A 21,026-nucleotide genomic window follows, 5' to 3' on the forward strand; every position below is an offset into this window, starting at 1 on the left:
GTATTAGAAATCGAGTTTGATGTTGAAACCCCAGGTGCGGGTCATGGGATAGGAGGCCGTCTCGAAACCGCGGGTGATCGAGCCGCCGTTGAGCGTGCCGACCTCCGGGTCGTAGAACGGCCAGTCGGTCCAGCAGAAGAGGTTGGTGCCGAATGCCGCTACGGTCACCCCTTGCAGGAAGCCCGTGCGGGTCATCCAGCGCTTCGGCAGCGAATACTCCAGCCGCAGTTCGCGCAACTTGAGGTAGGAGGTCGAAAAGACGCTGTTTTCGACGTTGTTCATGCTGTACACGTATTCGTTGTAGTAGGTCACCACGTTGTCCGTGATGGTGGTGTTGGGCGCATAGACCATGTGGCCCTGCGCATCCAGTCCGCGCGCCACGACGCCCTCGTGCAGGATACCGCCGTAACGGCCGTAGAGCGTGTTGGTCAGTTTGCCCTGCCGCGAGAGCTGGGCGTGGGAGAGCGAATGGGCCTTGCCGCCCCACTGTCCGGCAAAGGTGGCGCTCAGGCGCAGCCCCTTGTAGGAGAACGAGGTCGAAAGGCCCGCTTTCCAGTCGGGCTGCACGCTGCCCATCTTCTCCATCTTCTCGGTAGCGATCAGGGGGTAGCCTTTCGAGTTGACCACGGTCTGCCCCGAGACGTCGATCCGCGAGCCGTCGCTGTTGAGGATATAGGAACCGGGCTCGGCTTTCTGGTAACCGTAGCCGTAGAGGTCGCCCAGCGTACCTCCGACGGTGGCGATGACCTGGCCGCGGGCGCCGGACGAGATGACCCACTGGTCCACGCCGGGCGCCAGTTCGAGCACCCGGTTCCAGTTCTTCGACCAGGTAAGGTTGATGTCCCAGCGGAAATTCTTGCTTCTGACGGGCTGGATGCGGGCCGCCAGCTCGACGCCCCGGTTGCGGATCTTGCCGGCGTTGATGTATTTCGACGTAGCGCCCGTGGCCGCCTCGACCGGCACGTTGAGAATCTGATCGGTCGAGATGTTGTTGTAGAACGCGCCGTCGAGGGTCAGGCGGTTGCGGAACAGTTTGGCTTCCAGGCCGAACTCCCAGCTGGCCACGTTCTCGGGTTTGAGCTCGCGCAGCGCCTTGACCATCGGCAGCGAAAAGGCGCTCGAAAAGTCCGAGGCGACGTAGTAGTCGTGGATGACGAACGCCTTGGTGTCGTTGCCCACGTTGGCCCACGAGGCGCGCAGCTTGAGAAAATCGAGCCACGGCAGCTTGTCGCGCAGGCCCCACGCGCGGATGTCGGTCAGCACGACGCTGGCGCTGACCGAGGGGTAGAAATAAGACCAGTTGCCGCGCGCCAGCGACGACGACCAGTCGTTGCGGCCCGTCAGGTCGAGGTAGAGGAAATCGTCCCACGAGAGCGAGAGCATGCCGTAGAGGCTGTTTATCATCTTGCGGCTGTATTGCGCCTTGGTGATCACGCCCGAGAGGGCGTTGGCCAGGTTATACTGCCCGTCGGTCAAAAGGCCGTCGGCCGTCGAGGTCGAGACCCGCCGCTCCTGGTACATGCTGTTGCCGCCGGCGTTCAGCGTGAGGTGGAAGCGGCCGATCCCGCGGTCGTAGGTCAAAAGGAAATCGTTATTCATCTCCAGGTTGTCGATCTTCTGCTCGCGGTAGTAGCCCTGTTTGGCCGAGAGCGACCCTTTGGGTTTCTGCCGCTTGGTAAAGTCGCGCGAGGTGTCCAGACCCGAACGGAGCATGAGTTTCAGCCCCTTGTAAATATCGAACGTCACGTTCACGTTGCCGTAGACGCGGTCGCGGTCGATCGTGTTGATCTGCTCGTAGGTTTGCAGGTAGGGGTTGTCCGACAGGGCGTTCAGGCTCAGGTCGGTGCCGTAGAGCTTGTGGCGGTACTCGTATTCGTACCACTTGATGTCGAGGTTATTGCGGCTCCACAGCAGCGTGTAGGTCGGCGAGGCGGTGCTGTAACCGATCATCGGCAGATTGTCGCTGTCCTTGCGGTAGTAGTTGACCTTGCCGCCGATCCGGAAGAACTTGAACTGCTTTTCGAACGAGACGGCGAAACTCTGCGAATCGTACCCGGTGTTGGGCACGATCCACGTGTTGCGCACGTCGGTGAACGACACGCGCATCGAGCCGCCCTGTCCGTCGCTGCCCGAGACCGAGACCGAGTTCTTGTACGTGGCGCCCGTCTCGAAGAATCCCTTGTACCAGTCGCGGGGCCGGAACTCCATCGGGGTGTACATCCCCGTCTCGCGGTCGAGCGAGGCCCACTGGTAGAACATTTGACCCTCGTAGCGGGGTCCCCACGTGAAACGGCTGTACGTGCGGCCCGAAGCCATGCCGGTGGTCGATTCGTTGGCCGCTACCTTATAAAAGGAGTAGTAGTCGCCGCCGTCCGAACCGGGTCCGTAGGTATCCTGGAAATCGGGCCAGAATCCGGCCCGCTCGAACGAGAAATTGGTGCTGTACGAGATTCCGATCCCCCGGACCTTGCGCCCCGTCTTGGTGGTGATGACGATGGCGCCGTTCGCAGCGCGCGAACCGTAGAGGGCCGTGGCGGCGGGGCCCTTGAGCACCGTGACGTTCTCGATGTCCTCGGGGTTGATGTCCGCGCCGCCGTTGCCGTAGTCCACGCTGGCGTCGGGGTTGTCGTAGGCCGAGCCGCCCATGGCGTTGATCGTGTTGGACATGGGTACGCCGTCGATGACGAACAGCGCCGTGTTGTTGTCGAGGTTGACCGACGACTCGCCGCGCAGGGTTACGCGCACCGAACCGCCCGGACCGGCCGACGCCTGGTCGAAATTCAGACCGGCGACCTTGCCCGACATGGAGTTAAGCCAGTTGTTCGACACCGAAGCCGTCAGGTCGTCGTTGTCGACCTTCGTGACGGCATAACCCAGCGCTTTCTGCTCGCGCGTCAGGCCGAGCGCCGTCACCACCACGCCCTCGATCGACTCGGCGCGGGGCGCGAGCTTCACGTCGATGCGCGTGCGCGTACCGACCGTCTCGGTCCGGTTCTCATACCCCAGGTAGGAGAAGAGCAGCACATCCCGCTCGCCGACCGCGAGGCTGTACGTCCCGTCGGCCGCAGTGGCCGTACCGCGGGGGGGGGTCGCACCCTCGACCACCACCGTCACACCCACCAGCGGCGTCTTGCCGTCGGCGTCGTAGACCGTTCCGGTCACCGTGCGCTGCTGCGCGGCGGCGAAAAGGGCCGGAAGCAGCAGCAGGCAGAGCGAAACGAATCTTTTGCGGAGTAGATTTGGATTCATACAAATTCCGTTTTAAAGTTTTTATTCAGGCTGATTCTGGTTGCTCGAAAGTCAATCTGCCGACGCTCCGATCCAATACCATGAAATGCAAAGCGATAACGAAATGAAAGTCGGCAGGATTCCATCTGTTTAATCTTATTTGTCTGACAAATATAGGCGATATTTTTCACAAACCAAAAAAAAGTACGAAAATTTAATAATAAAATTCTTTAATATCAGCCGTTTATTTCTCACGCTCGACCGAGCCGTACGGCCGTGTTCTCCGCGCAACCGAACGGTCCGACCGGAAATTCAGGCACTTTCGAAACGAAATTTAATGGTAGAAAAATTAGGGATTTTCTGCTTTATACCTATATTTGTATTTCGAATAAAAACCCGAACCCATGCTCCGAATCCATTTGCTCCTCGTCGGCCTGCTGTCAGCAGCATCCCTCGCCGCCCAGCCCGCGGTGCAGTACACCGACGCTGCGACCCTGACCCTGATCGGCAAGGTAATGCCGACCGAACTCCCCTACAACCGGGTCGACACGGCCCGCTACGCCATTCCCGAAAAAGCCGTCCGCCACTGCTACCTCTCGGCCGGCCTGGCCGTGGTGTTCCGCACCGACAGCCGCTCGATCTCGGCCCGCTGGCACACCTCGCCCGGCAACTCCAGCCCCAACATGACCGCCATCGGGCAGAAAGGGCTCGACCTCTACATCCGCCGGGGCGGCGCGTGGTGCTACGCCGGGGCGGGCATCCCGCGCATCGACGGCCGCAACGACCGCCACGAGGCCCGTCTGGTCGGCAGCATGGAGCCGGGCGAAAAGGAGTGCCTGCTCTACCTGCCGCTGTTCGACCGGGTGGAGCGGCTCGAAATCGGCACCGATTCCGGCAGCACGATCACCCCGCTGGAAAACCCGTTCCGCCACCGGATCGTCGTCCACGGATCGAGCATCACCCACGGCGCTTCGGCCAGCCGCGCGGGCATGAGCTACCCCGCTCTGCTGGCCCGCCGCACGGGGCTCGATTTCATCAATTTCGGATTCAGCGGCCAGTGTACCATGCAGCCCGAGTTCGCCGAGCTGCTGGCCGGCACCGAGGCCGACGCCTTTGTCTTCGACTGCTTCTCCAACCCGCGGGCGGAGACCATCGACGAGCGGTTCGACCCGTTCGTCGACATCATCCGCCGCAAGCACCCGCAGACCCCGCTCATCTTCCTGCAAACCGTCGTGCGCGAATCGGGCAATTTCAACCTCCACCTGCGTGAGGTCGAACGGCAGAAGCGGGCCGCCGCCGAGCGGCAGCTGCGCGAACGCATGCCGCACGACCCGCACCTCTATTTCCTCGATCCGGGCGACCTGCTGGGCGACGACCACAACGCCACCGTCGACGGCACGCACCCGACCGACCTCGGATTCGAGCGCATGCTCGAACGGCTCGAACCCGCCATTACAGCAATCCTCAACCGATACGACATCCGATAAACCATGAAAACCTTTGCCACCCTCCTAGCAGCCGCACTCCTGCTGGCCGCTCCATCGCTTCGGGCCCAGCAGAAAATGTCCTGGGACGAAGCCTACCGCCAGGCCGACGACCGGATCGCACGCCTCTCGCTCGACGAGAAAATCCGCTTCATGCGCGGCTACTCCTCGTTCTTCTTCTACGGCGTCCCCGAAAAGGGCATCCCCTACCTCTATTTGTCCGACGCCACGCAGGGCGTCCACATGCGCGACAACCTCCCCGATCCGACGATGGTGCGGCAGCTCGCCCGCTCGACGGCCTTTCCCTCGCCCATCATGCTGGCTGCGACGTTCAACCCCGATTTGGCCTATGAATACGCCCAAGCCGTCGGCGAGGAGTGCCGCGCAGGCGGAATCGAGGTGCTGCTCGGTCCGGGGCTCAACATCTACCGCAACGCCCAGTGCGGCCGCAATTTCGAATACCTGGGCGAGGACCCGCACCTGGCATCGGTCCTCTGTGCCGCCTACGTCCGGGGCATGCAGTCCACGGGAACCGCAGCCTGCCTGAAGCACTTTCTCTGCAACGAAACCGAGTTCTACCGCCGCCGCTCCAACTCGGTGGTCGATGAGCGGGCCCTGCACGAAATCTACCTGCCCCCGTTCCGGGCGGGTATCGAAGCGGGTGCAGCCTATGTGATGACCTCCTACAATCGGCTCAACGGCGAGTGGACGGGACAGGACCACCTGACGATCAGCGGGCTGCTGCGCGGTGAACTGGGCTTCCGCGGCTGCGTGATGAGCGACTGGAGTTCGGTGTACGACACCGAGAAAGTCATCAAGAGCGGCCAGAACGTCGAAATGCCGGGCCGCAAAGAGTTCTTCCAGGAAGTCCGGCGACTGCTCCGCGAGGGCCGCATCGCGGAGGCCGACATCGACCGCATGATCCGGCCCAACCTCGCCACCGCCATCGCGTTCGGGTTCTACGACCGCGAAAAGTACCGGCCCGAACTGCTCGAGCGCTTCCCCGCCCACCTCGAAACGGCGCTCCAAGTGGCCGCCGAGGGGACCGTGCTGCTGCGCAACAACGGTCTCCTGCCGCTGGCGCCCGACCGGAAAATCCTGCTCACGGGTCGTTTCACCGAGGAGATACCCCGCACGGGCGGCTGCTCGTCGGCCTCGGCCGAGGTTGTGGGCTACGACAACGTGAGCCTTGCGACGGCGCTCCGCGCGGAGTTCGGCCAGGCGGCGGTGCGCGTCGTGCAGCGCCCCACCTCCGAGGAACTGGCCGCCGCCGACGTGGTGCTCGTCTCGACGGGCACCATCGACGTCGAATCGTTCGAACGTCCTTTCGCACTGCCCCGGGCCGAAGAGGCGTTCGTCCGCATGGCCGTCGAAACCAATCCCAACACGATCGTCCTGGTCAATTCGGGTTCGGGCATCCGCATGACGGGCTGGAACGACCGGGCCGCCGCCCTCCTCTACGGCTGGTATCCGGGTCAAAACGGATTCAAAGCCCTGGCGGGCATTCTCTCGGGGCGGATCAACCCCTCGGGCAAGCTGCCTGCGACCCTCGAACGCGAGTTCCGCGACTCGCCCGCCCACGGCACCCTGCCCGCCGGTGCGGAGCTCTACCACCTCTCCCCGCGCGCCTACAACGAACGGCTGATCTCGCTCTACGACATCGATTACAAAGAGTCGGTGCTGGTCGGCTACCGCTGGTACGAGACCAAGGGCATAGCCCCGCTCTATCCGTTCGGATTCGGGCTTTCATACACCTCGTTCGAACTGTCGAAACCCCGTGCCGCAAAAGTTTTTCCGGCCGACAAGCCGCTGCGGGTAAGCGTTCGGCTGACCAATACGGGCGACCGTGCGGGAGCCGAGGTCGTGCAGCTCTACGTCTCGCAGAACAACCCGACGGTCCTGCGCCCCGAAAAGGAGCTCAAGGCGTTCCGCAAAGTCACGCTCGAAGCGGGTCAGGCGGCCACCGTGGAGTTCGAAATCGAGCGCAACGACCTCGCCCGGTGGGACGATACGGCCCACTGCTGGCAGGTCGATCCGGATGAGTACACGCTCTTACTGGGCACCTCGTCGGCGGATATTGCGGCCACGCTGCCCGTGCGCGTCGAGTGACCGCACCAGGGCCAGAATTTACGGCGGAACATTCCGATCTGCTTGCAACGAAAGCGGCCCTACCCCGAAAGGTAAGGCCGCTTTTCGATGAGACGTCCGTTACTCCCACTCGATCGTTGCGGGCGGTTTGGACGAGATGTCGTAGACGACGCGGTTGACCCCGCGCACGCGGTTGATGATCTCGTTCGAGACGTCGGCCAGAAACTCGTAGGGCAGATGCACCCAGTCGGCGGTCATGCCGTCGGTCGAGGTCACGGCCCGCAGGGCCACGCAACTCTCGTAGGTGCGTTCGTCGCCCATCACGCCCACGCTTTTGACCGGCAGCAGGATAGCGCCCGCCTGCCACACTTTATCGTAAAGACCCGCCGCACGCAGGGCGTCGATATAAATCTTGTCCACCTCCTGCAACACAGCCACCTTTTCAGGGGTGATGTCGCCCAAAATTCGGATCGCAAGGCCGGGTCCCGGGAAAGGATGACGACCGATCAGCAGCTCGGAAATGCCCAGCGAACGTCCCACGCGGCGCACCTCGTCCTTGAAGAGCAGTCTGAGCGGTTCGACGATCCCGAGGTGCATCTTCTCGGGCAGTCCGCCGACGTTGTGGTGCGACTTGATCGTGGCCGAGGGTCCGTTGACCGAGCAGGACTCGATCACGTCGGGATAGATCGTCCCCTGCGCCAGCCACCGCACATCCTGAATCCGCTGCGCCTCGTCGTTGAACACCTCGACGAAATCGCGTCCGATGATCTTGCGTTTGCGCTCGGGATCGCTGACCCCCGCCAAATCGCCCAGGAATTTCTCCCCGGCCTTTACCCCCTTGACATTGAGGCCCATGTTCCGGTAGGAATCGAGCACGTCTTCGAACTCGTTCTTGCGCAGCAGCCCCGAGTCGACGAAGATGCAGTAGAGGTTCTTGCCGATCGCCCGGTGCAGCAGCACGGCCGCCACGGTCGAATCCACGCCGCCCGAGAGGCCGAGCACCACCTTGTCATTGCCCAGTTTGCGGCGCAGCTCCTCCACGGTCGTCTCCACGAAGCTCTCGGAGGTCCACGTCTGCGAACAACCGCAGATGCCGACGACGAAATTTTCCAACAGCCGCTTCCCGTCGGTCGAGTGGTAAACCTCGGGGTGGAACTGAATACCCCACGTCCGTTCTCCCTCGATGCGGAAAGCCGCCACGCGCACATCCTCCGTGCTGGCCACCACGCGGTAGCCCGCGGGCGCCGAGGTGATCGTGTCGCCGTGCGACATCCACACCTGCGTGGTCCGCGGAAGCGCGTGCATCAGGGGGTCCGAGGCGTCCCCCACCGTGAGCATCGCGCGGCCGTATTCGCGGCTGGGCGCGGGCCGCACCTCGCCGCCGAAAGCGTGCGCGAGGTACTGCGCACCGTAGCAGACCCCCAGCAGGGGCACGCGGCCCTTGATCTGCGAAAGGTCGGGCGCCGGAGCCCCCGCATCCCGCACCGAGTAGGGACTGCCCGAGAGGATCACGCCCCGCACCGTCTCATCGAGCGACGGAATGCGGTTGAACGGGTGAATCTCGCAATAGACGTTCAGTTCGCGCACGCGCCGCGCGATGAGCTGCGTGTACTGCGAACCGAAATCGAGAATGATGATTTTTTCCATGTATGGCTGTTTGTTATTTTTTCACCGGACGGTTCATGCGCCCCGCCAATTTCATCTCGGCCGCAAATGCCTCGCTGCCCACCTCGCGGATGCGCTCGACGCACCCCCGGCGGTCGGAGCGGAACACCACTGTAAAAATTTTGGAGATGAAATTGTTGAACTTGCGGCACTCCCCGAGCTCGAGAAGCGTGCAGTCGGCGCAACTCTCCCAGCCGTGCTCGATGCAGCACGCGCGTACGGCGCACCACGTGGCCTTTTCGTATTTCCGGCAGCCGGGGCAGGAGCCCTTGAGGTATTTGGGGCAGGCGCCGCAATAAAGCCCGCAGGCGGCGATTTCGGGATTCATATTAGCGTTCACTGCTGTAATTGGGTGCTTCGCGGGTGATGGCCACGTCGTGCGGATGGCTCTCCTGCATACCCGACGAGGTGATGCGGATGAAGCGTGCGCGCTGCAAGGCCGCTATATCCCCTGCGCCGCAGTAGAACATGCCGGCCCGGATGCCGCCGATGAGTTGGTAGACCGTCTCGCTGAGCGTCCCCTTGAACGGGACGCGGGCCACGATGCCCTCGGGTACCAGCTTGCTGAAATTCGTCTCGCAGCCTTTCTGGAAATAACGGTCGGCCGAACCGGCTTTCATGGCGTCGATCGACCCCATACCGCGGTAAGACTTGAATTTGCGGCCGTTGTAGATGATCGTCTCGCCGGGAGCCTCTTCCGTACCGGCGAACATCGACCCGACCATGACGCAGTCGCCGCCCGCAGCCAGCGCCTTGACGATGTCGCCCGAGTAGCGCAGACCGCCGTCGGCGATGACCGGAATGCCGCTGCCTGCGGCCTCTGCCGCAGCGGCGTAGATGGCCGAGAGCTGCGGAACGCCCACGCCGGCGATGATGCGCGTGGTGCAGATCGAACCCGGTCCGATGCCGACTTTCACGCCGTCGGCGCCGCTGTCGATCAGAAAGCGCGCGGCCTCGGCCGTAGCGACGTTGCCGGCTACCACCTCCAGCGACGGATAGGCCGCCTTGATTTCGTGCAGCTTGCGGGCGATGGCCACGGAGTGCCCGTGCGCCGAGTCGAGCACGATGGCGTCCACATCCTCGGCCACCAGCGCCGCTACCCGCTCCAAGGCGTCGGCCGTGATGCCGACCCCGGCCGCGACGCGCAGGCGGCCCTTGGCGTCCTTGCAGGCATTGGGGTTGTCCTGGACCTTGGTGATGTCCTTGTAGGTGATGAGCCCCACCAGACGGCCCTCGCCGTCCACGACGGGGAGCTTCTCGATCTTGTTGTTCTGGAGTACCTCCGAGGCGTGTTCCAGTTCGGTCTTGTGGGTGGTGATCAGGCGGTCGGCGGGGGTCATGACCTCGGCGACGGGGCGCTGCATGTCGCGCTGGAACCGCAGGTCGCGGTTGGTGACGATGCCGACCAGGCGGCGCCCGTCGTCCACCACCGGGATGCCGCCGATGCGGTTCTCGCGCATCAGGTCGAGCGCGTCGCCGACCGTATCCTCTTTCGAAATGGTCACCGGATCGTAGATCATGCCGTTCTCGGCACGCTTCACGCGGCGCACCTGTGCGGCCTGCTCCGCGATGGACATGTTCTTGTGGATCACGCCTATGCCGCCCTCCCGCGCCAGCGCGATGGCCAGGGGCGCTTCCGTGACGGTGTCCATAGCGGCGGACACGATGGGGATGTTGAGTTCGATATTACGCGAAAAACGGGTCTTGAGGCGGACCTCGCGCGGCAACACTTCCGAATAGGCGGGCACGAGCAGCACATCGTCGAACGTAAGTCCTTCGGGCTCAACCCTTTCACTGATAAAAGACATAATGAACGTGGATTTTTGTTGCTCGCAAAAGTAATCATTTTTTTCGAAACGGCCTACATTGCGGACCGTTCCGCCCACATTTTTTTCGCAATTCGAACGAAAAAGGAGCGGCCCCGCGGGGCCGCTCCATCCTCATCAGTGTTTAAACACACCCTCCGCGAACGGTGTGCGCTCCCCGTCGGGGCCTATCGTGCCGGCCTGGAGTATTCCGCCGTTCGAGTCGAAATAGCGCAGCGAGAACTTGTGCAGCCCCCGGCGCAGCAGCGCCTGCCCGCTGCGCTCCTCGCGCGAGTGCAGCCCGTCGTTGTCCACCACGACCGTCCCGTCCACCGAGAGGACGCTGCCGTCGTCCGAATAGGTATAGAACGAGTAGGTCCCATCCGCGGGCACCTCGATGAAGCCGTCGTAGATCAGACCGATATTCCCTACCACATCTTCCGGGATGCGCACGTCGCCACAGATGAAATTGGCCTTGAGCGGCGCCTTGTCGATGTCGGCGCAGCGTTCGCCGGCGAAATCGTACCAGCGCACCAGTAGCCCCTCCGACTGGCTGGCCCCCTCCGCAACCGCATCGAGGTAGCCTGTTTGGCGGAACGCAGCCCGTGCGATCGGGCCCGGAATGCCCAGGGCGTTGTAGCAGCGCATGGTCAGCACGCAGTCGCTGTCGATCGGGAACGGAGCGTCGTAACGGAGCGAGGTCGTGTCGGGAACCGAACCGTCGAGCGTGTAGTGGAGCGCAGCATCGCGGGGCACCGTGAGCGCAACCTCCGTGCGCTCCTCGAAGACATTGCGGTCGCAGACCCCCTCGACATCCTGCATGCGGTAGTTCCATCCGCTCAGCCCCAGCCGCACGAGGTGCTCGGGCAGCGCGCGGCTGAAACGTCCGAAATCCTTGGCTCCGGGATCGACCCACGCCGTCTCGGCCACGGCCAGCAGCCGGGGAAAGAGCCTTTCGCCCAGCACGGCTTTCGAGGGGGCGTGTTCGGCCCAGAGGTTCCCCTGAATGCCCCGGATGAGCGACTGGCAGGCCGGAGGCGTCCCCGAGGCAGGCTCCCAGTCGTAGACTTTGCGGAGCGAATTGCGGTCCTGCTCCTCGGAGAGATAGAGGTACTCCGAGGGGGTGAGGATCACCTCGTGGCCCTGCTGCAAGGCGTCGTTGAGCGTGCCGGGGGCCCAGCTGCGCCACCACATGATAACGCTCCGGGGCGTCAGGCCGTCGTCGGTCACCTCGTCCCAGCCGATCACGGTCTTGCCTTTTTCGCGGCAGAAGCGCTCCATCTCGCGCGAGAACCAAGGTTGCAGGGCGGCGATACCGTCGAGCCCCTCCGTACGGACGCGCGTCCGGCATTTGGGGCACTGCTCCCAGGCCGTGCGCTCGACCTCGTCGCCGCCGATGTGGATATACTGCGAGGGGAAAAGGTCGCAGACCTCCTCGAGCACATGGCGGCAGAACGCCAGCGTGCGGTCATCGCCCAGACAGAGCGGCGTCGAGAAATTCACGCCCCAACCTCCCCCGCAGCCGTCGCACGCCAGGTGCGGATAGGCCTTCATCGCCGCGAGCGAGTGGCCCGGCAAGTCGATCTCGGGGATGATCTCGATGCCCCGCTGCGCCGCATAGGCGATCAGCTGCCGCATGGCGTCGCGGGTGTAGAATCCCCCGTACAATTCGCCGCGCATCCGGTCTTCGGGAAGCCGGAACTTGTCGTCCCGGTTCCTCGCGGCGCGCTCCAGGCAGACGCTGTCCTGGTTATTAGGCAGCCGCCAGGCCCCCTTTTCGGTCAGCAGAGGATAGCGCTCGCTCTCCAGCCGCCACCCCTGGTCGTCCGTGAGGTGGAGGTGCAGGCGGTTGAACTTGTAGAGCGCCATGCAGTCCATCAGGTCCATCACCTCTTCTTCGGTGAAGAAATGGCGGGAAACATCGAGCATCACCCCGCGCCAGGCGAAGCGGGGCTCGTCGGCGATCTCGACCGAGGGGAGACGCTCCGTGTTGTTCCAGAGGAGCTGGCGAAGCGTCGCCGTAGCGGCGATCACCCCCTCGTAGGAGCCGCCGCGCAGCACCGCGCCCGCGGGCCGCACCGAAAGTTCATAAGCCTGGGGCGCCAGTTCGGGCGCCAATTCGAGGCAGATCGGAATCGGACGGTCGGCCGCAGGGGCGACGGCGACGCCCGAGCGAACCAGCGCCTCGGTCAGGTACTCCGCAGCGGGCCGCAGCAGCGAATCCGCCGCCACGATCTCTACCCCGCCTCCGAGGTCCAACGAACCCTCCCCGTAAACCAACTGACGGGGCGCCGGGATCAGCGCGACCGCACCGTCGCGGTCCGAAGCGCCGCACGCCGCCGTCAGCAGGCCCGACAGCAGCAAAATTTGTCGCAGGAATTTCATAATTCAATACTCTTTTTCAGTTTGATTTCAGCGGACGAGGAGCCGATCTGGAATTCGTAAGTTCCCGGTTCGACGCACCACTGTCCGTCCACGCCGACCAGCGCCAACTGCTCCCGACCGACCACGAACACGACGGTGCGCGTCTCCCCGGCCGGAATCGTAACGCGCTCGAAAGCGCAGAGCTGCCTCAGGGGCCTTACCGTCGAAGCCACCGGGTCCGAGACGTAGAGTTGAACCACCTCGTCGCCCGCTCGGCGGGAGGTGTTGCGCACCGAGCAGCTGATGCGAAAACCGTCCTCGCACGGGAGCACCTCCAGACCGGTATACTCGAACGACGAGTAGCTCAGCCCGTAGCCGAACGGATAGAGCGGCGCGGCGGTCTGGTCGGTGTAGTCGTGGTTGGCGGGACGGCGGCGGTTGTAGTGTACGGGCAGCTGGCCCACGCTCCGGGGCACGGTGAGGGGCAGGCGGCCGGCGGGATTCACACGGCCGAGCAGCACGTCGGCCACGGCGTCGCCGCCCCGCTGCCCGGGATACCAGGCCGCCACGAGGGCATCGGCGTGCGCGGTGGCCCACGTCATGTCGAGCGGCCGCCCGGCGACATAGACCACCACGAGGGGCTTCCCGGTGGCTTTCAGGGCCCGGAGCAGCTCCTCCTGCGCACCCAGGAGCGAGAGCGTCGCCCGGTCATTGCCCTCGCCGCACTCCATGTCGTTCACCGGACGGCTGTCGGCCCGGGCGGCTCCGGTAGCGAGGAACTCGGTTCCGAAATCGCGGGCGCTCGACCCGCCGACCACGGCCACGACCGCATCGGAGCGGCGGGCGGCGGCCACGGCGGCCGCAATCCCCGACCGCTCCTCGTCGCGTATGCCGCAGCCGCGGACATACTCCACGCGCTCCCGGCCCAGCGCCCTTTCGAGCCCATCGCGGACGGTATTGGCCGCTGTCTGCCGGGCGGTGTAGTCGCCCAGCTGGTTGTAAATATTATCTGCATTGGGCCCAACGACGGCCACGCGGCCGAGCGACGCGGGGTCGAGCGGCAACACCCCGCGGTTTTCGAGCAGCGTGATCGACTCGCGGGCCGCATCCAGCGCCAACTGCGTGTGCTCCTCGCTCCCAACCCCGGCGGCGAGGGTCTCGTCGACATAGGGATTTTCGAACAGCCCCATCTCGAACTTGAGCGCCAGCACGCGGCAAACCGCGCGGTCGATCTCCCGCTCGGGGATCAGCCCCTCCTCGACCGCGCTGCGGAGCGTGGCGAACGCATCGCCCCTCAGGTCGACATCGACGCCGGCACGGAGGGCCTTGGCCGCCGCTTCGGACTTGTCGGCGGCCACGCCGTGCGTTTCATACAGCCCCTCGATGCTCACCAGATCGGAGATCACGAAGCCCTCGAAACCCCACTCCCCGCGCAGCAGGTCGGTCAACAGGCGTCGGTTGGCCGTGCAGGGCACGCCGTCCACCGAGTTGTAGGCCGTCATCACCGAACGGGCCCCGGCCTCCAGCGCAGCCCGGAAAGGCGGCAGGTAGGTCTCGCGCAGTTCGCGCCGGCCCAGGCTATTCGAGCCGCCGTTCTGGCCGCCCTCCGAGGCGCCGTAGGCGATGAAATGCTTGAGCGTCGAAAGGGCGTGGCCGGGGCCGCTCAGGTCCTGCGACCCCAGCCCCGTGACGAAAGCGCGGCCCATGGCGGCCGTCAGAAAGGGGTCCTCGCCGTAGCACTCCTCGGTGCGCGACCATCGGGGGTCGCGCACCACGTCGAGCACCGGACCGTAGGCGATATGCCCTCCCTGCGCGCGGATTTCCGAAGCGATTGCGGCGCCCATGCGCTCGATGAGCCGGGGATCCCAGGTTGCGGCCTGCCCCAGCGCCGTCGGGAAAACCGTGGCGCCGATGGCCATATGGCCGTGCGGCGCCTCCTCGGCCAGAAAGAGCGGAATGCCCAGCCGCGAATGCTCCACGACATAGCGCTGCATGCGGTTGGCCAGCCGGGCCCCCGTCAGGGGCGTGAGGCCCGTGCGGAGGTCCTTTTGCGTCCACGGATCGGCCCGGAAAGTGCCCCACAGCATCCCGATATGTTCCTCGCAGACGGCTTTGCGGAACGCCTCGGTCAGTTGTACCGTGTCTCCCGTGCGGCTATACATCTCCCAGCCGTAGGGTGAGCGGAGTTGCCCGAGTTTCTCGTCGAGCGTCATCTCCCGCACGAGCAGCGCGGCACGTTGCCGGGGCGCCAGCGAGGCGTCGCGCCACTTGTCGTCCCCGCCGCAGGCCGCAAGCACTCCCGCGGCCAGTAGTATAAGTAGCTGTTTCATCGTTTACCGTTTTGTCCAGTCCCGCGGCTCAGGCCCCATCTGCAAAAGCAGCGTGCGGCCGGCCGTCATCTCCGTATGGTCGATCCAATAGCTGCGCAGCGGCTCGCCGTCGAGCGCAATATACTGAATATATTTGTTAATCGGGCTGTTGTCGCGCACCTCGATGCGGAATTCTCCGCCCGGAACCTGCACGACGGCCCCATCCACCGCGGGCGAGCCGAAGACGTAGCGGCCGCCGGCCGGCTCCACCTGGTACATGCCCAGCGCCGAAAGGACATACCAGGCCGACATCTGCCCCACGTCCTCGTTGCCGCACAGCCCGGCGGGGCGGTCGTGGTAGAGCGTCGAGAGAATCTGCCGCACGCGGTCGGCCGTCTTCCACGGCCGGCCCAGCAGCGTGTAGAGATACGCGATGTGGTGGCTGGGTTCGTTGCCGTGGGCGTACTGGCCGACGAGGCCCGAAATATCGGGCGAGGCCTCGGCGCCCAGCTCTCCCTCGACGACAAAGAGCGAGTCGAGCTTTTCCAGCATTCGTTCGCGGCCCCCGAAGCACGCCGCAAGCCCCTCGACGTCGTGGGGCACGAGCCACGTATACTGCCAGGCGTTGCCCTCGGTATAGTCCTGATCCATGTGGCGCGAGTGGAACGGATCGAAAGGCGTGCGCCAGGCCCCCGAGGCCGAACGGCCGCGGATGAAGCCCGTTGCGGGGTCGAAATAGCGGCGGTAGGCCCGGCTGCGGGCGAGGAAATAGGCGTAATCCTCGCAGTGTCCCTCTTGCCGGGCGACCTGGGCCAGCGCCCAGTCGGCAATGGCGTACTCCAGGCAATACCCCACCGACTCGTTGAACTCGTACGGAATATAGCCGTACCGCTTGTAGAGGTCCAGCCCGCGTTCGTCGCCCATCGCCGTGCGCTTCATTGCCTCGTAGGCTTTGGCACGGTCGATGCCGCCGAAGCCTTTGAGCAACGCGTCCGCCACCACCGGAATGGCCGGGTTGCCGACCATGCAGTCCGTCTCGTTGCCCCACAGGTGCCAGACGGGCAGTTTGCCCTGCTCGTCCGAGATGTGCAGCATCGTGTTGATGATGTCGGGCACCCGCTCGGGGTGGATGAGCGTCATCAAGGGATGCGCCGCGCGGTAGGTGTCCCAGAGCGAAAAGGTCGTGTAGCAGGTGAAAGTCGTATCGCGCCGCACGCGGCCGTCGGCGCCCCGGTAGCTGCCGTCCGTGTCCGAGAAGACCGAGGGAGCGATCATCGTATGGTAGAGGGCCGTGTAGAAGATGCGGCGCACGGCCGGATCGGCGGTTTCGATCCGAATCTTGGCCAGCTCCCGGTTCCACCGCTCGCGCGCCGCACGCCTCACGGCTTCGAAATCCCAGCCGGGGCACTCCGCCTCCAGATTGCGGCGCGCATTCTCCGCCGAGACGGCCGAAAGGGCGACTTTCGCCAGCAGCGGCCGCACCGAAGCATCCGCAAAGTCGAAGCGTGCATAGAGCTTGCGGCCCCGGCACGCGCCGCCTTCGAGCGACACGCTGTCGCCCGAGAACGAGCAGCCCGAGAATGGACGCGAGAACTCCAGGTGGAAATAGACCCGCTGGTCGCGTGCCCACCCCGTCGAGCGGCGCCACCCCTCGACGCTGAGGCTGTCCACCGCGCGGATGCCGCAATCCACGGCTTCGTCCCACCCCTGGCCGTTTTCGAGGTCCAGCACGACAGCCCCGTCATCCGACGCAGGGAACGTGTAGCGGCTCAGCCCCACGCGCTCGGTGGCGGTCAGCTCCACATCGATGCCGTAGCGCTCCAGCCGGGTGGCGTAGTAGCCCGGTTCCGACCGTTCGCGGTCGTGGCTGAAAAAGGACCACATGCCCGAGGCCGGGTCGTCCGCCTGGCCGCGGGCCAACGTCACGTCGCCCCGGACCGGCATGAGCGAAATGTCGTTCAGGTCGCCGATGCCCGTGCCGCTCAGGTGGGTATGGCCGAAGCCGATCACGGTCGTGTCGGCGTAGTTGTAGCCCGAGCACCAGTCCCACGTCTGCGGAATGCTCGTGGGCCCGAGCTGAACCATCCCGAACGGAACGTTCGCTCCGACGAAGACGTGGCCGTGGTCCCCGCTGCCGATCAGCGGATCGACATAGGCCGCAAAGTCCTCGCCGCGGGGAGCCGCACAGGCGGTCAGAAGCAAGGTGTAAAAGAGTATCGATTGATTTTTCATCGTGCAAGGGGTTTGTCCGTTTTCGCGCCCGACACCTCGATGACCGTCGGCACGCCCTCCGCGCGAAGCACCGTGCGGATCGTGAATTTTCCCACCGGGAGCTTCCGCGGATCGAGTTCGTACTCGACGACCGTCTCCGCGTGCGGGGCGATCTCTGACGGACCCGACATGCGAAGAGACGGGCTGCCGGAGTCGTACTCGGCGCGGAGCGTCCGGTCGGTGCGGTTATAAAGTTTGATCTGCCGCGTGCGAGGGCCGTCGCCGGGGCGGAACAGCCGCATGCCGACGGCTTCGACATCGGCCCGGAACCGGGCGGAAAGCTCATAGGGAAAGAAAATCTCCTCCTCGGGAATGCGGCTGATGACATAGCCCTCGGCCTTGAGGGTGTTGAATTTCTTGTAGTCGCCGTCGGTCGAGATGACCGTCAGGCCGATCGAAAACGCGTGCAGCCGGTTCTTGGGATCGAATTCGGCCTCGACGACGCCCTGTCCGCCGGGCGGCACGGGCCGCCGCTCCCACGAGGGCCTGAGGCAGCCGCACTGGGTGTGGATGTCGAGCAGCGTGACGGGTTTGGGGGAGATGTTGGTGAATTCGTAGCGCAGCTTCACTACGCCGTCCACCTCGCGTACCGTGTCGAGCGACTGCACGGGGCGGTCGAAACGCAGCAGACGCGGCTTTTGGGCCGTGGCGAGAAGCGGGCTGCATAACGCCAGCAGGAGCAGGTTTCGCAAAAACAGCATGGGTCGGTTAAAAAGGGGTTCGGGCGGCTGCCCCTGAAGAGCGGCCGCCCGAACCGGATGAAACGAAAAGCATCAGTCTACCACGGGGCAGTGAATCTCACCCGTCCAGACGGGGGTCGTGGTGGCCTCACCGTCGTAGCCGTTGCCGGAAATGTCCTTGAAGATGCGGCCCTCGGCCTCGTCCAGCCGCCAGTAGCCGATCAGTCCCTCGGCCGTGGCGGGATCGATCTGGCACTGGTTGTTGAGCAGTTCGATGGGCGCCAGCGCGCGCTTCCAGACGCGGGCCTCGCTGACCCAGCCCCTGAAACGGCGGTAGTCGTCGGCCGAACGTCCGATACAGAACGAACTGTTGTAGTAGTAGCCCAGGTTGATCGGATCGCGTCCGACCGTGGAGACCGAAGCAACCTCCACGCCGTCGATGTAGAGCTTCAGCGCCGATCCGTTGTCCACCGCAGCCACGTGGTACCAGCGGCCCAGGCTCAGCGGATTGTCGAGCGCCGAAAGCGTCGAACCGCGGCCGGCGATGTTGAGGATGCTCTTGGGCTCCTTGACACCGCCGATGCTGACGTCGCCGATGCGGAGCATGAAATTCTCCTCGACGCCGATCAGCGACGAAATGCCGTGTTTCATGTTGCTCCAGCCGTTGGCATACATGCGAATCTCGACCGTGCAGGCGGGCAGGTTGTCCAACTCTTTCTTGCCTTTCATCGTAGTGGTCATATCGATATTCCAACTGCCTTGCAGGTCGACGCCGCGGGTCTTGATAAGCTGGTTGAAGATGATATACGAGCGCTCCGAAGCGGCAAGTATGGTCGTCCCGTCCGAGCAGCTTTTGATCCGCAGCGGCAGGCAGTAGAGCGTGCCGAATTCGATGTCGTCCATGCTTTCGAGCACCACGTTCAGCGGGCCGGAAACGCACGAACCGGCCTCGATGACCGCAGTTTGGGACGAGAGCGAGTAACTGCCTGCGGGCAGCAGCTCGTAGGCTGTGCCGTTATTGGCGTTGTAGGTAGCAAGCGCTGCCTCGTCAACTTCGATTTCTACCGAAATATCGGCCTCGGCCTTGCGCGTGGAGGTGATGCTTACGGCGATCGACGAGGGACCGTCGATGTAGACGTTGGTGAGCGGAGAGGCTTCCGTGCCCGTAAAATAGATGGCATCGTAATACTCCTGCGACTTCTGGCAGCCCGCAGCCAGTGCTGCGGTTGCCAAAAGGGTTGCTATGAATTGGGTGGTTTTCATCTTTCTGAAACTTTAAGGTTATTTCGCATAGATATTGAACTCGCCGGTACCCATGTTGCTTCTGTACGATGCGTAAATTTTGAGGTAACGCACCTGCTTCGGCCCGTAGAACGAGACGTAGGCGTTCGGCAGGGAGGCCAGGATCGTGCCGTCCGTCTGGGAGGTCGTGCCGATTACCTCGTAGGTTTCACCGTCCAGGCTGCATTCGATGTCGACCTCGGTGGGCGCAAATCTGCCAGCCCAGGTCGAGGAGCCGATTACAAAACCGGTCATGTCATACACCTGTCCCATATCGACGGTAAAGGTGATCGGACCGCCCCACGTACGGATATAGGTGTTCGGATCGCCGTCGAACAGCAGCATGTAAGCCTCGTCGATATTGGCGTTGTCGGGATATTTCTCCGTACCGCACTCCAGAATACGCCAGCCCGAACGGTCGGCTACGGGCTCGCCCAGCATGTCGCTGACAACAAAGTTCTTGCGCAACAGATCCGTACTGAATTCGGGCGTCAGCACGATGTAAACCGTACCGCGGCTCTTGCTTGCCGTCGCACCCGACGGAGCCGAGAGCTTGACGGGAATGAGGTATCCGGCAGCGTTGGTCAGCCCCGTCAGGTCGCCCGTAAGCGAAACGCCGATCTGCCCGGCCGACTTTTTGGCTCCCGCCTCGATCTGGCAGGGTACGCCTGTCAGCACAACGTTCGCAGCGGGCACTTCGGCATACGAGGTGCGGTTGGCTGCGTTGTAGGCTGCGACCAGCGAATTGTCGATCGTGGCGCCTACGTTCCAGCCGCCCTCCGATGCTTCGGTTGCCAAAACGTTGAACAGGGCGTTGAGCGATGAGGACGATCCGGCATAGATGTTATGCAACACGGTACCCGTCAGCACGTTTTCGGAATTGCACTGGGCATAGATGATCGGACCGCTGCCGTCCTGCGTGAAGATATTGAACTCGCTGATGGATTTTGAATAGCTGCTTGTAAACTCGGCCGTCAGACGCAGGTACTGCGCCTCGACGTTCTCTTCCAGGGCGATGTATTTCTGCTGCCCCGAAGTGGCGTACTCCCCTGCGACGGGCGTTCCGGCCTGCTGCCAGTTCTCGCCGTCGAGGCTGTACTCGTAGGAGATAGAGCCCGAAGCGCTGTACACCGTGAATCCGGTGACCGTATACGGCTTGCCCATGTCGATCACCACCACGTTACCGCGCTGGTTCTCGAACGAACACGAGGTCGAGGTGTTGTCGTCGAAGAGGTTTTTGAATCCCGAGCAGTCGGCCAGCCACTGCGTACGCCCCGTGGCGGGGTATCCGATCATCTCGTCCACCTTGGTGATGGGGCGGATGATGTTGTTCTCGGTCTCGACGGCCAGCCAGACCGTGCCCAGCTCTTCGCTCACGCCCAGTCCGGGCGTTGCGATGCGCAGCGGAGCCAGGTAGCGGCGGGCGGTCAGAGCGGTCAGATCGGCTTCGGCCGAGAGGGCCACTTTCATCAACTTTTCGGTCACTACGGCGTTCTCGGCAAGCGCGAGCGTCGTGTTCTCCAGCACGAGGTACTCTTTCGGAAGCACCTCATAGTCGGTAGCGTGCACGGCATTGTAACCCTCGACCAGCGAAGCGTCGTAGGAGAGCGTTACCTCCAGTGCGGCATGTACGGGGCTGTTGCAGCTCACGGCGAATTCGGTTTCGAACCCGCCGGTCGAACCCGCCGGACGGTGTACGATGCGCGTCTGGAAGAAATTGTCCGCGTTGGCCTCCACATAGACCAGTTTCGGCGTGCCGGCGACAGTCTGGGTGTGGTCCACGAACTCCTCGCAACCTGCCATCGAGAGCGTCAGCACGGCAAGGGCGGTATATTTCAGGATATTTTTCAT

At 63.8% G+C, this 21,026-nt stretch carries 12 protein-coding genes; 2 read left to right on the plus strand and 10 right to left on the minus strand.

Going from position 1 to position 21,026, the window contains the following annotated elements; all coding sequences use genetic code 11:
* Positions 1 to 3: 3 nt before the first annotated feature.
* The gene (locus ACMQ11_RS01650) at positions 4 to 3,249 is read right to left on the minus strand and encodes a SusC/RagA family TonB-linked outer membrane protein (RefSeq protein ID WP_418990922.1); all 3,246 of its coding nucleotides are present in this window, start codon (positions 3,247 to 3,249) and stop codon (positions 4 to 6) included.
* Positions 3,250 to 3,632: 383 nt separating this feature from the next.
* On the opposite strand from ACMQ11_RS01650, the gene ACMQ11_RS01655 reads away from it, so the two are divergent.
* Together ACMQ11_RS01655 and ACMQ11_RS01660 are read left to right on the plus strand one after the other, a co-directional pair.
* On the plus strand, positions 3,633 to 4,715 hold the full coding sequence (locus ACMQ11_RS01655; protein ID WP_418990923.1) for an SGNH/GDSL hydrolase family protein: 1,083 nt from the start codon (positions 3,633 to 3,635) through the stop codon (positions 4,713 to 4,715).
* 3 nt (positions 4,716 to 4,718) lie between these two features.
* On the plus strand, positions 4,719 to 6,821 hold the full coding sequence (locus ACMQ11_RS01660) for a beta-glucosidase (RefSeq protein ID WP_418990924.1): 2,103 nt from the start codon (positions 4,719 to 4,721) through the stop codon (positions 6,819 to 6,821).
* 99 nt (positions 6,822 to 6,920) lie between these two features.
* On the opposite strand, the gene guaA is transcribed toward ACMQ11_RS01660, so the two are convergent.
* The 9 genes from guaA to ACMQ11_RS01705 form a co-directional block, all read right to left on the minus strand.
* Entirely contained in the window at positions 6,921 to 8,447 is a 1,527-nt protein-coding gene (gene guaA / locus ACMQ11_RS01665) for a glutamine-hydrolyzing GMP synthase (protein WP_418990925.1), read from the minus strand.
* Positions 8,448 to 8,460: 13 nt separating this feature from the next.
* On the minus strand, positions 8,461 to 8,793 hold the full coding sequence (locus ACMQ11_RS01670) for a DUF3795 domain-containing protein (RefSeq protein WP_418990926.1): 333 nt from the start codon (positions 8,791 to 8,793) through the stop codon (positions 8,461 to 8,463).
* Position 8,794: 1 nt separating this feature from the next.
* Positions 8,795 to 10,273, minus strand: coding sequence for an IMP dehydrogenase (gene guaB, locus ACMQ11_RS01675; protein ID WP_418990927.1), 1,479 nt, complete (start codon positions 10,271 to 10,273; stop codon positions 8,795 to 8,797).
* Between the two features lie 135 nt (positions 10,274 to 10,408).
* The gene (locus ACMQ11_RS01680; RefSeq protein ID WP_418990928.1) at positions 10,409 to 12,655 is read right to left on the minus strand and encodes a family 20 glycosylhydrolase; all 2,247 of its coding nucleotides are present in this window, start codon (positions 12,653 to 12,655) and stop codon (positions 10,409 to 10,411) included.
* Positions 12,652 to 14,964, minus strand: coding sequence for a glycoside hydrolase family 3 N-terminal domain-containing protein (locus ACMQ11_RS01685; RefSeq protein ID WP_418990929.1), 2,313 nt, complete (start codon positions 14,962 to 14,964; stop codon positions 12,652 to 12,654). Before ACMQ11_RS01685 ends, ACMQ11_RS01680 begins: the two co-directional genes overlap by 4 nt.
* A gap of 3 nt (positions 14,965 to 14,967) precedes the next feature.
* Positions 14,968 to 17,175 carry a GH92 family glycosyl hydrolase gene (locus ACMQ11_RS01690; RefSeq protein ID WP_418990930.1) on the minus strand — a complete coding sequence of 736 codons (2,208 nt, stop codon included), beginning with the start codon at positions 17,173 to 17,175 and terminating at the stop codon, positions 14,968 to 14,970.
* Complete coding sequence (locus ACMQ11_RS01695) at positions 17,172 to 17,915, minus strand: DUF1573 domain-containing protein (RefSeq protein WP_418990931.1); 744 nt, start codon at positions 17,913 to 17,915, stop codon at positions 17,172 to 17,174. Before ACMQ11_RS01695 ends, ACMQ11_RS01690 begins: the two co-directional genes overlap by 4 nt.
* Before the next feature lie 72 nt (positions 17,916 to 17,987).
* Positions 17,988 to 19,157 carry a DUF1735 and LamG domain-containing protein gene (locus tag ACMQ11_RS01700; protein WP_418990932.1) on the minus strand — a complete coding sequence of 390 codons (1,170 nt, stop codon included), beginning with the start codon at positions 19,155 to 19,157 and terminating at the stop codon, positions 17,988 to 17,990.
* Between the two features lie 18 nt (positions 19,158 to 19,175).
* Positions 19,176 to 21,026: a BT_3987 domain-containing protein gene (locus ACMQ11_RS01705; RefSeq protein WP_418990933.1), complete on the minus strand. Its 1,851-nt coding sequence runs from the start codon at positions 21,024 to 21,026 to the stop codon at positions 19,176 to 19,178.

The organism is Alistipes sp. (assembly GCF_048465575.1).
Classification (GTDB): domain Bacteria; phylum Bacteroidota; class Bacteroidia; order Bacteroidales; family Rikenellaceae; genus Alistipes.

Bases quoted from the DNA above. Each gene is read 5' to 3' on its own strand.
- ACMQ11_RS01655 (WP_418990923.1), top strand. From the start codon at position 3,633: ATGCTCCGAATCCATTTGCTCCTCGTCGGCCTGCTGTCAGCAGCATCC.
- ACMQ11_RS01670 (WP_418990926.1), bottom strand. From the start codon at position 8,793: ATGAATCCCGAAATCGCCGCCTGCGGGCTTTATTGCGGCGCCTGCCCC.
- guaA (WP_418990925.1), bottom strand. From the start codon at position 8,447: ATGGAAAAAATCATCATTCTCGATTTCGGTTCGCAGTACACGCAGCTC.
- ACMQ11_RS01685 (WP_418990929.1), bottom strand. From the start codon at position 14,964: ATGAAACAGCTACTTATACTACTGGCCGCGGGAGTGCTTGCGGCCTGC.
- ACMQ11_RS01705 (WP_418990933.1), bottom strand. From the start codon at position 21,026: ATGAAAAATATCCTGAAATATACCGCCCTTGCCGTGCTGACGCTCTCG.
- ACMQ11_RS01660 (WP_418990924.1), top strand. From the start codon at position 4,719: ATGAAAACCTTTGCCACCCTCCTAGCAGCCGCACTCCTGCTGGCCGCT.
- ACMQ11_RS01700 (WP_418990932.1), bottom strand. From the start codon at position 19,157: ATGAAAACCACCCAATTCATAGCAACCCTTTTGGCAACCGCAGCACTG.
- ACMQ11_RS01690 (WP_418990930.1), bottom strand. From the start codon at position 17,175: ATGAAAAATCAATCGATACTCTTTTACACCTTGCTTCTGACCGCCTGT.
- ACMQ11_RS01680 (WP_418990928.1), bottom strand. From the start codon at position 12,655: ATGAAATTCCTGCGACAAATTTTGCTGCTGTCGGGCCTGCTGACGGCG.
- guaB (WP_418990927.1), bottom strand. From the start codon at position 10,273: ATGTCTTTTATCAGTGAAAGGGTTGAGCCCGAAGGACTTACGTTCGAC.
- ACMQ11_RS01695 (WP_418990931.1), bottom strand. From the start codon at position 17,915: ATGCTGTTTTTGCGAAACCTGCTCCTGCTGGCGTTATGCAGCCCGCTT.
- ACMQ11_RS01650 (WP_418990922.1), bottom strand. From the start codon at position 3,249: ATGAATCCAAATCTACTCCGCAAAAGATTCGTTTCGCTCTGCCTGCTG.